This window comes from Thermovenabulum sp. (genome assembly GCF_049723235.1).
In the GTDB taxonomy this organism is placed as follows: Bacteria; Bacillota; Thermosediminibacteria; order Thermosediminibacterales; family Thermosediminibacteraceae; genus Thermovenabulum.
This window is the reverse complement of sequence record NZ_JBNARB010000002.1, coordinates 114342-127988: the sequence shown is the minus strand read 5'-3', so window position 1 is coordinate 127988 and position 13647 is coordinate 114342. Positions and strand designations below refer to the sequence as shown.

Annotated in this window: 13 protein-coding genes; 11 read left to right on the top strand and 2 right to left on the bottom strand. The window is 39.2% G+C overall.

Annotation, left to right across the window (positions count from 1 at the left end):
• Positions 1-64 precede the first annotated feature (64 nt).
• Complete coding sequence (locus tag ACPLOV_RS01730) at positions 65-1699, bottom strand: HD domain-containing phosphohydrolase (protein ID WP_424910440.1); 1635 nt, start codon at positions 1697-1699, stop codon at positions 65-67.
• A gap of 227 nt (positions 1700-1926) precedes the next feature.
• On the opposite strand from ACPLOV_RS01730, the gene ACPLOV_RS01725 reads away from it, so the two are divergent.
• Positions 1927-3939, top strand: coding sequence for a methyl-accepting chemotaxis protein (locus tag ACPLOV_RS01725; protein WP_424909638.1), 2013 nt, complete (start codon positions 1927-1929; stop codon positions 3937-3939).
• A 22-nt stretch (positions 3940-3961) separates the two neighbouring features.
• Here the strand turns inward: ACPLOV_RS01725 and ACPLOV_RS01720 are convergent, their stop codons facing one another.
• Complete coding sequence (locus ACPLOV_RS01720) at positions 3962-4918, bottom strand: aldo/keto reductase (RefSeq protein ID WP_424909639.1); 957 nt, start codon at positions 4916-4918, stop codon at positions 3962-3964.
• 213 nt (positions 4919-5131) lie between these two features.
• Here ACPLOV_RS01720 and ACPLOV_RS01715 point away from each other — a divergent pair, with 213 nt between their 5' ends.
• The 10 genes from ACPLOV_RS01715 to ACPLOV_RS01670 all read left to right on the top strand — a co-directional run bounded on the left by ACPLOV_RS01715 (position 5132) and on the right by ACPLOV_RS01670 (position 13630).
• Positions 5132-5251 (top strand): CAT RNA binding domain-containing protein, encoded by a 120-nt coding sequence (locus ACPLOV_RS01715; protein WP_424910439.1) that lies wholly within the window; start codon positions 5132-5134, stop codon positions 5249-5251.
• Positions 5251-5748, top strand: a complete 498-nt coding sequence (locus ACPLOV_RS01710; RefSeq protein ID WP_424909641.1) for a PTS sugar transporter subunit IIA — start codon at positions 5251-5253, stop codon at positions 5746-5748. Before ACPLOV_RS01715 ends, ACPLOV_RS01710 begins: the two co-directional genes overlap by 1 nt.
• On the top strand, positions 5745-6695 hold the full coding sequence (locus ACPLOV_RS01705) for a hypothetical protein (protein WP_424909642.1): 951 nt from the start codon (positions 5745-5747) through the stop codon (positions 6693-6695). Before ACPLOV_RS01710 ends, ACPLOV_RS01705 begins: the two co-directional genes overlap by 4 nt.
• A 63-nt stretch (positions 6696-6758) precedes the next feature.
• Entirely contained in the window at positions 6759-7742 is a 984-nt protein-coding gene (galE, locus tag ACPLOV_RS01700) for a UDP-glucose 4-epimerase GalE (RefSeq protein WP_424910438.1), read from the top strand.
• Entirely contained in the window at positions 7712-7918 is a 207-nt protein-coding gene (locus ACPLOV_RS01695; protein WP_424910437.1) for a hypothetical protein, read from the top strand. The genes galE and ACPLOV_RS01695 overlap by 31 nt, the downstream gene beginning before the upstream one ends.
• 79 nt (positions 7919-7997) lie before the next feature.
• Complete coding sequence (locus ACPLOV_RS01690; RefSeq protein WP_424910436.1) at positions 7998-8831, top strand: purine phosphorylase; 834 nt, start codon at positions 7998-8000, stop codon at positions 8829-8831.
• A complete protein-coding gene (locus ACPLOV_RS01685; RefSeq protein WP_424910435.1) occupies positions 8800-9816 on the top strand; it encodes an SPL family radical SAM protein in 1017 nt (338 codons plus the stop codon). The genes ACPLOV_RS01690 and ACPLOV_RS01685 overlap by 32 nt, the downstream gene beginning before the upstream one ends.
• 12 nt (positions 9817-9828) lie before the next feature.
• Complete coding sequence (gene polA, locus ACPLOV_RS01680; RefSeq protein WP_424910434.1) at positions 9829-12465, top strand: DNA polymerase I; 2637 nt, start codon at positions 9829-9831, stop codon at positions 12463-12465.
• A gap of 18 nt (positions 12466-12483) precedes the next feature.
• On the top strand, positions 12484-13089 hold the full coding sequence (gene coaE / locus ACPLOV_RS01675; RefSeq protein ID WP_424908943.1) for a dephospho-CoA kinase: 606 nt from the start codon (positions 12484-12486) through the stop codon (positions 13087-13089).
• The gene (locus ACPLOV_RS01670; RefSeq protein ID WP_424910433.1) at positions 13073-13630 is read left to right on the top strand and encodes a lytic transglycosylase domain-containing protein; all 558 of its coding nucleotides are present in this window, start codon (positions 13073-13075) and stop codon (positions 13628-13630) included. The genes coaE and ACPLOV_RS01670 overlap by 17 nt, the downstream gene beginning before the upstream one ends.
• Positions 13631-13647: the final 17 nt, after the last annotated feature.

The following is a 13647-nucleotide window of genomic DNA, read 5'->3' as shown; positions in this document are numbered from 1 at the left end:
TTGAATCTTCTAACCAGAGGGTGGGAGAGGCTCAATCCCTTTTTACACAATTATATAGACTTAACTAACTATGGATATCGCCCTCCCTTATTACTTCCTTGAACACCTCAAAAATCTTTTCATCAAATTTTTTCCCCGCATCCTGTTCCATAATTTTTAGGGCTTCTTCTTTGGAATAAGCTTTTCGATAGGGCCTGTCCGTAGTAAGGGCATCGTAAACATCGGCAATAGAAATAATTTTTGACTCTAAGGGAATATCTTCTCCTTTAATGCCTCTGGGGTAGCCCGTGCCGTTAATGTTTTCGTGGTGGAAAAGAACTATTTTTGCAATGTGCCGGAAGGTCTGGTTCTCATTTAATATATGAAATCCGTAAGTGGTGTGCAGTTTTATTAACTCATACTCATCCCTGGAAAGTTTTCCGGTTTTGTTTAGTATGTTTTCAGGGATGATTATCTTGCCTATGTCATGTAAAAGCCCTGCTATTTCAAGATTTTCCCGCTCGGAAGGTGATATTCCGAGCTTTTCGCCTATTTTTACGGCTATTTTACTTACCCTTTCTGCATGGCCTTTGGTGTAAGGGTCTTTTAATTCTACTATTGAGACAAGCATTTTTATAGTGTCTTCAAACTGCCTTTTTTCCGATTCGTAAAGGGTAAGGAGTCTTTTTCTTTGTGCCTCCAGAACCGCTATTTTTTCTTTTAGTTCCCTTGAAAGAATATCGACCACCATTGAGACCTTTTTGAAAGGGTTTTTGATATTCTGGGCAATTATTCCGGAGATGCGTTCACTATTATTTATAGATAAACTTTTCAAAGCATTTACTTCAAGATCATAAAACTGTCTGGCAAAATATGAGGAAAAAGAAATGGCAAACAATACTCCTAAAGAAAAGATAAATATGCAGAAGATAATAAAGAAAAGAAAGAAGTTGCGGTATATGGTTCTTAAAACTCCCAGGTTGAAATATGAGATAAATCGCCCCAAGGGATGACCCCAGATGTCAAAGACAGGGATTTCTCTTTTTAAAAAACCTTTTATTAATGGAGGATGCTCTTTATCTTCATTGCAGAAAATTAAAGGGGATTCTATATAAGAGTTTACCTTTCCGAGAAAATTTTCATTAATTTCACGCCCTATCAGCAGTATTCCCATAGGAGGTTTTGAAAAATCCCGATCGTCGAGAATCGGGGATATTCCGAAGGCGTAAATATAATTATTTAACTTTATGTATCCTGATTTTATAGCGGCATTCAACCCGCCATTTTTTAAATCCTCTAAGGTTTTCTTATATAGGATGTCTATTTCTTTATTTTGAAGAAGGGAATCAACGGAATAAGGCTGATCGGAATAAAAATCAAGGGGGTTTTTATTTAGATCCACCGCCAGTATTAGCGAAAGGTTATAGGGTTCATCAGGGAGATAACCGCTGTAGTTTCTTTTAATATATTCTATATCTTTTATCTGAAAGGCTTCGTACATATTGCTCCAAACAGAATAATCCCGGGCGGTTATTTTTAAATCTTCCAGGTTTTTGCCGATGATTTTTTCTAAATTTTTTTGGGTTTCAACTATATGGTAATTGGTAATTGTCCTTTCATAGCCAGGGATGAGTATTCTTACAACGTATAAAAATAAAAAAATCATGGGCAATATGCATAAAATGACGGTTGAAATTATGTAAAACTTTTTAAAATTCACCCTATCACCGCCGCTCAGAAAGTAAAGAATAGCTTTTATATAATTCTACATATTATGACAAATATCCTTCAAATTTTATGTAGAAAAACTAAATTATTGATTTTTTGTCGAATTTTGTAATATAATTTAAACATATTAAAAAATAACAAATATAGTTAAAATATTACAAAAAAATGAGTCCAAATATTGTTTAAAATTCACAAAAAACTTTGTTTGGAGGGATGTTTATGGATATAAGAAAACAAATCACAATACCCGTTGCGATTATAGTAATACTTTCAACTCTAATACTTACGGCAATTTCTTATTATTTTACGACTAATATGGTATCGGGGCAAATGGATGAATTTGCTGCGCAAAAGGTGCAGGAAGTGGAAAATTACGTAAAAAATCAGGATGAGAGAATAAAGGAATTAAAGGAAGAATTGAACGCCCTTTACATTACCAAAGCAAGGACGGTGGCCTTTATAATTGCTGAAAAACCTGAAATTATAAACTCCAGGGAAAAGCTCGTAAACCTGGCAAAGAGCATGGATGTGGAGGAAATCCACGTAATAGATTCCGATGGGGTTTTAAAGTGGGGAACTGTACCGGAATTTTACGGTTTTGATTTTAACACTTCGGAACAAACTAAACCTTTTTTACAGGGTTTAAAAGATAAAAATTTTGAACTCGCTCAGGAGCCCCAGCAGAGGGGAACGGACAAAGTGCTTTTTCAGTACATAGGTGTATCCCGTATGGATAAGCCCGGAATAGTTCAGATTGGGGTGAAGCCCGAGCGATTACAAAAAGAACTACAAAAGGCTGATATTAAAAAAGTGTCTGAAATTTACAGATTTGGCAAGAACGGATTTATTTTGGTTGCGGATAAAGATACCCGTGCTATTCTAAGTCACAGGGATTCAAATATGATAGGTAAAAAACTCGATGAACTTCCCTGGGGCAAGCAATTGGCAGGGGAGGAAGGAAGATTTAAATACAATTACGACAATGCCTTATATTTTATGAGATATAAAACCGCGGGAAGGTATATAATTGGCGCTACGGTACCTGTAAATGATTTTACCGGTGTGCTGAAAGGAATGCTCTTTAGCTCGGTAATTTATACGGTATTAATGATTTTACTTTCGGTTATACTTCTTTCCTTTATAGTGAAAAGGATTTCAAATCCTCTTAAACTTGCGGTGGAAAGACTAAAAAGCGTAGCAAAAGGAGAGCTAAACTTTGAAGTAGATAAAAGGTACTTAGATAGAAAAGATGAAATAGGAGATATTGCCAGAGCCATGAACGAGATGAAAAGTTCCCTTGGATTTCTTATCGGTAACCTTACACAGAGGGCCAAAGAGCTTGCCGCTCACTCGGAAAGCCTTTCGGCGGTCTCCCAAGAAATGGCAGCTTCTTCCCAGGAAGTTGCCAAAACAGTACAGCAGGTGGCGGAGGGTGCTACCTCTCAAGCTAATGACCTGATGGAAATAGTAAAACTCATGGATGTTTTGAGTAATAACATCGAAAATGCTTTTAAAGAGCTAAGCAGTGTAAAAGATGAAACCGAGAACACTTCCGGCAAGGCAGATATGGGCAAAAAGGAAATGGAAAAATTGATAAAAACTATAGAAGATGTGAAAAATGCTTTTAAAGTGGTAATACAAAAAATCGACACATTGACAAACAGCATACAGGGCATAGAGGCTTTTACCGGGACTATCAGCGAAATTTCTGCTCAAACCAATCTCCTTGCACTGAACGCCGCAATTGAAGCAGCAAGGGCGGGAGAAGCAGGCAGGGGTTTTGCAGTAGTAGCGGAAGAAGTTAGAAAACTGGCAGAAGAAACGAAAAAATCCACTGAGGAAATAAATAAACTGGTGGGTGCGGTTCAAAAAGAAACACAAGAGGTTATTACGACTGTGAAGAATGTGGATGACTTTATAGAAATGCAGACAAATTCTGTCAATAGTACGGTACAATCTTTCAATGAAATTTTGGAATCAGCTTTGAAAGTAGCACCTTTAATTGAGAGAGTTTATGAAGCCATGAACAACATAACAAGATCAAAGGATGATGTTCTCGATAAAGCGGAAAAGGTAAGCACTGTGGCGGAAGAAAATTCTGCTGCCTCGGAAGAAGTTTCCGCATCTTCCGAAGAACTTTCCGCTTCTTCAGAGGAAGTGGCGGCATCTTCTCAGACATTAAATTCTATTGCAAATGACTTAATTGAAAATGTAAAGAAGTTTAAGATATAAAAAGGCGGTTAAAACCGCCTTTTTATATTACCCTTATGGCAAATTCCCTGCAGGCCGATGTGCAGTAACCGCAGGTGAGGCATTTTTCCTGAACGATATAGGCCTTTTTTCTTTCCTCGTCAAATTCCATAGCCATTCCCGGGCATACCGCTACGCAGGACCTGCACCCTTTGCAAAGTACATCTACTACTGAATACCTTTTGGAATATCCGGATAGGGATGGTGTTCTTTTTTCGTCGTAAAGGCCATTAAAGTAGTCCACGTTAAAATCAACTTCTTCCTTGCTTACCATTCCGATTGCGATGGAGTGGTAACCCTCAATGCTCCTGGCAAATTTAAGGGATTCGTTAAATTCATTGATCATTATCCCGCCGCCCAGGACTTTCATCAGCATAACGCCCTTTCCCTTTTGATGGCATAGCTTTATTGCTTCAATCATTTCTTCGACGGTGCCCTGAAGAATGCCGATACCCTTTTTATTCACTATGGGGAAAACTACATCGATATCTTCCCTTAAAGCGGAAAGTTCCACTACTTTCACGTTATGGGTGGAAATTCCTACGGCCTTAATTATGCCCTTTTTTTTGTAATCCAAAAGACATTCCAGGGCTCCTTTTCTGACTTCGAATACATCGGTCTCAGCCCTGGCTGCATGTAGAAAGAAAATGTCTATGTATTTTCTATCAAGCTTTTCCAGGGCTTCTTTTACGGCATTATCCATATCCTCATAGGTGGAGGCAGTGGATTTAGTGGAAATTACAGGATCAATTCCGGTTTGTTTTATGGCTTCTCTAATAGGGTCATAGGTCCTGTACATTTGAGCGGTATCGATAAAATTAATGCCCTTTCTCAAAGCATGAGCTATCACTTCGGTGCATTCTTTCACATCCATGTTTTTCTGCAAAGGGCCCATCGGCAGGGCTCCAAAACAAAGTTCCGTAACTTCCAGACCAGTATTTCCAAGAAAATTCTTCTTCATCGCTTTGCCACCTTCCATTACAGAATTGTATATTATGATATTTTAATTATATATTCTATTTTTTCAAGGTATTTCCTTTTAAAATAGAATATTTTCTCAAGAAAAATATTTTTGAATCTGAGGTATTTGTAAAAATACGTTGAGGAAATGGTAATAAGAACGTATAATGAAAATTGATTGGAAAATTTTATATAAAATACAAGGTGTGATGATATGGGCTTTAAAATACTCAAAGTATTAAATAACAACGCGGTTATGGCAATAGATGAAGAAAGAAACAGGGAAGCGGTCCTGCTGGGAAGGGGAATAGGGTTTGAAAAGGAGGCATATTAATGATATTCAATATTTTTAAAGAAAAAAAAGAAGCAAAAAATGAAAAATTACTGGTGTTTGCTCCACTTACAGGAAAAGTTTTGGATATTGAAAAGGTTCCAGACGAGGTTTTTTCGAAAAAAATGTTGGGAGATGGTATTGCCTTGGAACCGTCAGAAGGGGAGCTAGTCTCCCCTTTTGACGGCAGGGTAAAACAGGTTTTTTCCACCGGGCATGCCATTGTACTGGAATCTATGGGTATTCCCCTGCTGATACACGTGGGAATAGATACCGTAAACTTAAAGGGGGAGGGATTTAAGCTTTACGCAAAGGAAGGGGAAAATGTAAAAAAAGGGCAGGTTCTTTTGAGCTTCGACAGGGAATTTATAAAGAAAAAGGGATATAGTATTCTAACACCCGTTATTATTCCGGATATGAAAGGCGCGGGAAGGATTATTAAGGCGGAACTGGAAGAGGTAAAAAGGGGAGAAAACGTGATTTTAGAGGTGATTCTATGAAAAGGATTTTTGAACTTACTTTTAACGATTTTTTTAACATGGGAAAGAGGAAAATTCTTGAAACCATAAGACATTCGGAAGGTAGAACGGTGATGGCGGAGTGCGTGATATCGTGCCCGCCGTTAATTTACGGGGTGAGCAATGCTGAACTTGCCGCCTCCTTTGGAGCGGATATGATAACATTAAACACCTTTGATTTTGAAAAGCCATTTATTTTCGGTATTGACGATGAAGGAATATCGCTTTCTGATACAGAGGATTTTATTAAAAATTATATTAAAAAAATTGAAGAAAACAGGATGAACGCCGATTACATAAAAAGGGTAAAAAGCATAACGGGCAGGTTCATAGGCGTAAATTTGGAGCCGGTACCCGAAAGCGTTAAAAATTTCCCCAACGGTAGAAGGGTTTCAAAGGAGAATCTGGAAAAAGTAAGATTTTACGGATTTGATTATGTGGTAATAACTGCCAATCCTAATACGGGTGTTTCATCCGAAGACATAGTAAAAAGCCTTGAGTTATGCCGGGAAATTCTCGGGGAGGAAGTTATCATAATCGCCGGTAAAATGCATGCAGCGGGAAGGGAAAACATTTTCGAACCTCAGGTCGTAAAAGGATTTGCGATAAACGGTGCAGATGTGGTATTAATTCCGGCTCCAGGCACCGTTCCCGGCATGGATATGGATACGGCAAAAAGGCTAATACGGGAAATCCATAGCGAGGGAGCCCTTGCCATGACCGCCATAGGCACCTCCCAGGAAGGTGCGGATAGGGAGACCATCAAAAATATAGCGCTGTTAGCAAAGATGGCCGGTGCTGATATTCAGCATATCGGAGATGCGGGTTTTTCCGGAATGGCCTTTCCTGAAAATATAATGGAGCTTTCCATAACCATCAGGGGGAAAAGGCACACCTACAGGAGAATGGGATATTCCTCGAGAAAGTAAAGAAATTATTGTAAAAATATGTTAAAATGATTTTAAAGAAAAACGATTTAAGGGAGAGGTGTTATGGCAAGGGTTTTTGTGACCGGAGGAGCGGGGTACATTGGGAGCCATGCGGTTAAACTCCTCGGGGAAAAGGGTTTTGAAGTGGCGGTTTTCGATAATCTTTCTACCGGAAGTTCTTCTTCTGTACTTTACGGCAGGCTAATAAAAGGGGATATTTTGGACTACGAAACCCTAAAAAAAGCTATGATGGATTTTAAACCCGATGCGGTGATGCATTTTGCAGCAAAGATTATAGTGCCCGAGTCGGTAGAAAAACCGCTTTTGTACTATGAGAACAATACGGCAGGAGCCATGAATATTTTAAAAGCGATGCGGGAAACCGGAGTTAAAAAGTTTATTTTTTCTTCTACCGCCGCCGTTTACGGTCAACCGGAAAAAATGCCTATAAAAGAGGATTTTCCCCTTTCCCCTATTAACCCCTATGGCAGATCCAAGGCTTTTGTAGAAACCATCCTGAAGGACCTTTCTTTTACCGAGGATTTTAGCTACGTATCTTTAAGGTATTTCAATGTAGCGGGTGCGGATCCGGAGGGCAAAATAGGAGAAACAAAAAAGGACGCCACCCATTTGATTACCATGTGTGTAAGAACCGCCTGCGGTAAAAGGGATAAACTTTTTGTCTTCGGAACGGATTACCCTACAAAGGACGGCACCTGTATCAGGGATTATATACATGTCATGGACTTAGCGGAGGCTCATTTAAAGGCTTTGGATTATCTTTTAGAAGGCGGCAAAAGTGAGATTTTAAACTGCGGATACGGCAGGGGGTTTTCGGTTTTAGAGGTGGTAAATGAGGCAAAAAAAGTAACGGGGATAGACTTTCCAGTAGAATACAGGGAAAGAAGACCCGGTGATCCTGCTCAGCTGGTGGCGGACACCGAAAAGATAAAGAGGGTATTAAACTGGGTTCCCAAATACGATGATTTATCCTTTATTATTAAAACGGCTTTCGAATGGGAGAAAAAAATAGGCTCGCAAAGCTGAGGCTTTCTGCGAGCCTTTATTTTTTGGACGATAATCCCCTTGCCGGGGGCGGCGTAATACCTGCACCGGTGAGATACCAGCTAAGGGTTACACCCTTATCGGTTCCTTCAGGGGTTAAGGTGGCAACGGTTTCTCAAGCTTTTGTAGCTTCCGAATTAAAAGCCACGGAGTTGTAAAAGTTACGGAGTAGGAGGTAATTGCCCTCCTACTTCGTTTGTGATATTATAAATTATAAAAAAGGGGAAACTGTAAAAGATGGTATTTATTTGCTGTGCGTTTTACGCCGAAGCAAAACCTGTTATAGATTTTTACGGTTTGAAAAAAAATCATTATGCGTCAAAATTCGATATATACGAGGGAGAAAATATAATTTTAATTATTACCGGCATGGGAACGGTAATTACCTCCGCCGCGGTTTCTCACATTTTGACCGGTTATTCCGCGCAAAAAACCGATGTGGCTCTTAATATAGGGATAGCCGGGGCGGTGAATCCTAATTACCGGAAAGGGGAGGCCATTCTCTGCAACAAGGTAGTCAATACTTTTTCCGAAAGGTGTTTTTACCCGGATATTCTGGTGAAGCATCCTTTTATAGAGGGAACTTTGCTTACATATCCCCGTCCCGTCAGGGGAAAGGAGAAGGTCTTTAATAAGGGCGATCTTGTGGATATGGAAGGGGCGGGCTTTTTTGAAGCGGCTTCTTCTTTTTTATATGTGCATAACATTCAGTTAATAAAGGTGGTTTACGATTTACTGGATGACTTGAGTATTAATAAAGAAGAAATTTACGGGATAATCCGGGATAACCTGGAAAATATAGATTATTATATAAAGGCTTTAGTGGAAGCCAATGAACTTATTAAAAATCCTCTATCCTTTGAGGATGAGAAAATATTAAAAAAGATAGCCCAAAATTTAAAATTAACCTTTACAATGGAGCGGAGGCTCTACAATTTGGCATTAGCCTATAAAATTGTTAAAAAGGATAAGGATCTGAGTTTTTTAAAAGAATTTTTAAATATAAAACCAGATTCCAAGAGGGAAGTGAAATACTACTTTGAGCTCATTAAAAAGCGGCTTTCGGTTTAGTCCGTTTTCCCATTTATATATAGAAGAAAAAGCCTTAGAATATCCTATTACCCGGGAAATAACGTCCAGGTTTTTAAATTCTAATAAAGTTTTAATAGGCGATTACAGGGAGGTCTTTACAAGACCCCGGCAGAACTTTAACCTTCAAAAAAAAGCAGTCAAACTTATCCTTGCGGTAAAAAAAGGAGAATTTCTCTTTGAAGCACCAGAATTATGTCATGATTTCGGTTTTAGTAATTTTTACTACACATCGCCCGTACTGAATTGCCCCTACAACTGCAGCTACTGCTTTTTAAAGGGCATGTATCCTTCTTCAAATATAGTGATTTTCGTTAATATTGAAGATTATTTGGAGGAAATAGAAAAACTGTGGAGGGAGAAGAAAAATCTATATATCGCTTGCTCTTATGAGACGGATCTTTTAGCGATGGAGCGAATCGTGCCGTATTCCCGGCGTTTTATAGATTTTTGCCGGGGAAAAAAGGATTTAATTATAGAATTAAGGACAAAGAGCGCCAACATTGACACTATAAAGGATGTGTTACCGGCGGAAAATGCTGTACTTTCCTGGACAATATCCACTCCTTTTATTGCCGAAACTTATGAAAAAAATGCGCCCGGTATAGAAAAAAGGGTAATGGCGATGAAAAAGGCGCAAGAGTTGGGTTTCAGGGTGAGGCTTTGCTTTGACCCGTTAATATATTACAAGGGATTTGAAGATGAGTTTAGTAAACTTTTAGAATACGTATTTAATTATATAGATAAATCATGGGTAATGGATGCAGGTATCGGGGTATTCCGCATACCGAAGGATTATTTGAAAAATATAAGGTCTTGCGGAATCTATGACGAAATCTTTTATTTTTATTACGAAGAAGGAAAAAAGGTGTTTTCCGTAGAAAAAAGTATAAAAGAAAAAATGGTTGATTTTGCAGTACGAGAGTTATCAAAGTTTTTACCGCAGGAAAAAATTTTTTATTTATAGGGAAGGGATTTTATGGGTAAACTTCTTTTAATAGATGGAAACAGCTTGATGCACCGGGCGTATTACGCCATTCCGACCCTTACGACTTCTAAAGGGGTTCCCACCAATGCCGTGTACGGGTTTACCAACATGCTTTTTAAACTATTAAAAGAGGAAAAGCCGGATTTTGTAGCCGTGGCTTTTGATAAAAAGGCTCCCACCTTCAGACACTTGGAGTTTGAAGAGTATAAGGCGACAAGAGCAAAAGCGCCGGAGGAACTTTTAGGACAATTTTCTATTTTAAAAGAGATTTTATCGGCCATGAACATAAAATTCCTGGAAATAGAGGGTTTTGAAGCGGATGACGTGCTGGGGACTCTTTCGAAAAAAGCCGAAGAGGAAGGCCTTTTTACTCTCATAGTTACTGGAGATAAGGATGCCCTTCAATTAGTAAGCGAAAAAACCCATGTTATGCTTACTAAAAAAGGGATTACGGAAATGGAAGTATACGACCCGGAAAAGTTCGTTAACAAATACGAATTCAGCCCGCAATTTTTACCCGATATGAAAGGTCTTATGGGGGATGCGTCGGATAATATCCCGGGAGTGCCCGGTGTGGGTGAAAAAACCGCCATTAAGCTTTTGAAAGAATATCAAAATCTGGAAAATCTTTATAATGCGCTTTCGGCAGAAAAAGATGAACGGGTTAAGGGCAAGTTAAAGGATAACCTGTTAGCCTATAAGGAGCAGGCTTTAAAGTCAAAGCGTTTAGCAACTATTATACGGGATGTACCGTTAAATTTAGATTTCAACGAGTTAAAAATAAAGGGGCCGGACAGGGAAAAACTTATAAATCTTTTCCGGGAGCTGGAATTTAACACCCTGATAAAAAGATTGGCGGAATCTGCCGACGGTTCCGGAGAAAGGAAACAGCTGGAGAAGGTTTTACAAATAGAAGAGATTTACAAAGAAGAAGGCAATAATGAACAGCGGGAAGAAATAGCCTATGTGATAAAGGATATAGAGGATATATACCGGTTGAAAGAAGATGCAAAAAGCGCCGGGGTTGTTTCCGTGTTTTTAACTCCCGAAAGGGTGCTTTTTTCCGAAGGGAGAAAGGTTTTTTCCCTGGAAAAGTCTTTCCTTAAAGAGGAGGATATAAAAAATATACTAAGAGAGCTTTTTCTCATGAACGGTATAAAAAAGATTGCCCACGATGGCAAGGGGTTAATACAGTTTTTTGCAAGGAATGGAATCGATTTTTCCTATGAGTTTGACACGATGATTGCCGCATATCTTTTAAACTCTTCTCGAAATAGATACGATTTAAAGACCGTTGCCTATGAGTACTTAGGGGTGGAGCTAAAGGATAAGCCTGACGAAGAAAAATGCTTTACCTTGATACCCTTAGAAGGGATTCTTGAAGAGAGAATAAAAAATGACGGAATGGAAGGCCTTTTGTATTTCATTGAGCTTCCTATTTGCCATATACTGGCAGATATGGAAATGACCGGCTTTAAGGTGGACCGGGAAAAATTAAAAAAGCTCTCCGCAGAATTCGGAGAGAGGCTTATGGAATTAACCAGAGAAATCTATGAACTTGCCGGTACCTCTTTCAATATAAACTCTACTAAACAGCTGGGAGAAGTACTTTTTGAGAAACTGCAGCTTCCGACCGTAAAGAAGAAAAAGACGGGTTATTCCACCGATGCGGAGGTTCTGGAAAAGCTGAAGGGTGCACACCCGATAATTGAAAAACTTCTGGAATACCGGTTTTTGATGAAGATGAAATCCACTTATGCGGATGGGCTTTTGAACCTGGTAGACAAAAAAACATCGCGAATTCACACCTCCTTCAACCAAACAATTACGGCTACCGGAAGGATTTCCAGCACCGAGCCCAATCTCCAAAACATTCCTGTAAAAACCGAAATCGGCAGGAAAATAAGAGGGGTATTTGTTGCCGATGGCCCCGATCATCTTTTATTGTCCGCCGATTATTCCCAGATTGAACTCAGGATCCTTGCTCATATGTCCGGGGATGAAAAACTTATAGAGTCCTTTGTCAAAGGAGAGGATATACACGCCCGGACGGCCAGCGAGGTGTTTGGAATTCCGATAGAAAAGGTCACCCCCGAGATGAGAAACAGGGCAAAAGCGGTAAACTTCGGTATTATTTACGGAATCAGCGATTTTGGCCTTGCTCAGAACCTTAACATACCCACAAAAGAGGCAAAGGAGTATATAGAAAATTATTTTAGGAGATATCCAAAGGTTAAGGAATTCATTGAAAATACGGTTAAAAAAGCGAGGGTTTCCGGATACGTTACCACCCTTTTTAACAGGAGGCGCTACCTTCCGGAAATAACGAGCAGGAACTTCAATCTAAGGTCTTTTGCCGAAAGGGCTGCGGTGAATTCCCCCATTCAGGGGACCGCCGCTGATATAATAAAACTCGCTATGGTTAAGATTTACAGGGAATTGAAAAGAAGGGGTTATAGAACCAAGCTATTGCTTCAAATACATGATGAATTGATTTTTGACGTACCTTTAGAGGAGCTGGATGCTGTAAAAAATCTGGTGAAGTACCATATGGAAAAGGTGGTGGAACTTAAGGTTCCTCTCATTGTGGATGTAAAGGAAGGTTATACCTGGGAGGAGCTAAAATAAAAAAAGGGGGAGAGGGCTTTGAAGGTCATTGGTTTGACCGGGGGAATTGCCAGCGGTAAAAGCACCGTTTCCGGGATTTTACGCGAAAAAGGGGCATATATAATAGATGCCGATGAGATATCAAAGGCCCTCGTTGAACCGGGAAAACCGGCTTATCTTGAGATAGTGAAGCATTTCGGTCAGGAAATCTTAAATGAAGACGGAAGCCTGCGTCGAAAAAAATTGGGCAGAATAGTTTTTGCAGACAAAGAAAAGCTGGCCCTGTTAAATAAAATTACCCATCCTAAAATTGTAGAGGAAATAAAAAGGAGATTGGAGGAAGCCGCCAGGAGGAATGAAAGGGTTGTGGTGATAGATGCGGCCCTTTTGATAGAGCTTGGTCTTTACAAAATGGTGGAAGAGGTATGGCTGGTTACCATTGATGAAAAAACTCAGTTAGAGAGACTATTAAAGAGGGATAGCTTTTTGGATGAAAAAGAGGCTAAGGACAGGATAAGGGCTCAGATGCCCCAGGAAGAAAAGGTAAAATATGCCACCAGAATAATTAATAATTCGGGGGATTTTTCGCAACTTCTAAAACAGGTAGAGGAATATTGGAGGGAATTAGTTGAATCAAAAAATTAATAATGTATTTACTTTGCTGGTAATCTCTTTAATCGCTGCACTTTTTTTTAACCTTAACTGGTTTTTGAAGACCATTTACCCGTTAAAGTACGAGGATTATATAGTGAAATATTCGAAGGAGTACGGCTTAGACCCTTATCTTATTGCTTCGGTAATAAAAATCGAAAGTAATTTCAATCCTTCTTCCATATCTAATAAAGGTGCAGTAGGGCTTATGCAGATAATGCCTTCCACAGCGGTATGGGCTGCGGAAAAAATGGGCATAAAGGAAGAAAAAATTGACCTGATGGACCCAAAAACCAATATTATGATTGGAACCTGGTATTTATCCGACCTATTAAGGGAATTTCAGGGGGATATTACCTTAGCTTTAGCGGCTTACAACGGAGGGAGGGGCAATGTGAGGGAATGGGTGGATAGGGGATTGTTTGATGTAAAAAATAAAAAAGAAGAGGAAATACCCTTTGAGGAGACAAAATTTTTTGTAATGAAGGTAAAGAAAGCGTACTATTGGTATAAAAAATTGTACAGATTAAAATAAAGTTTTGGAGGTCATGA

Coding starts and splice junctions, on each gene's coding strand:
- ACPLOV_RS01725 (WP_424909638.1), top strand. CDS start 1,927: ATGGATATAAGAAAACAAATCACAATACCCGTTGCGATTATAGTAATA.
- ACPLOV_RS01720 (WP_424909639.1), bottom strand. CDS start 4,918: ATGAAGAAGAATTTTCTTGGAAATACTGGTCTGGAAGTTACGGAACTT.
- ACPLOV_RS01715 (WP_424910439.1), top strand. CDS start 5,132: ATGGGCTTTAAAATACTCAAAGTATTAAATAACAACGCGGTTATGGCA.
- ACPLOV_RS01710 (WP_424909641.1), top strand. CDS start 5,251: ATGATATTCAATATTTTTAAAGAAAAAAAAGAAGCAAAAAATGAAAAA.
- ACPLOV_RS01705 (WP_424909642.1), top strand. CDS start 5,745: ATGAAAAGGATTTTTGAACTTACTTTTAACGATTTTTTTAACATGGGA.
- galE (WP_424910438.1), top strand. CDS start 6,759: ATGGCAAGGGTTTTTGTGACCGGAGGAGCGGGGTACATTGGGAGCCAT.
- ACPLOV_RS01695 (WP_424910437.1), top strand. CDS start 7,712: ATGGGAGAAAAAAATAGGCTCGCAAAGCTGAGGCTTTCTGCGAGCCTT.
- ACPLOV_RS01690 (WP_424910436.1), top strand. CDS start 7,998: ATGGTATTTATTTGCTGTGCGTTTTACGCCGAAGCAAAACCTGTTATA.
- polA (WP_424910434.1), top strand. CDS start 9,829: ATGGGTAAACTTCTTTTAATAGATGGAAACAGCTTGATGCACCGGGCG.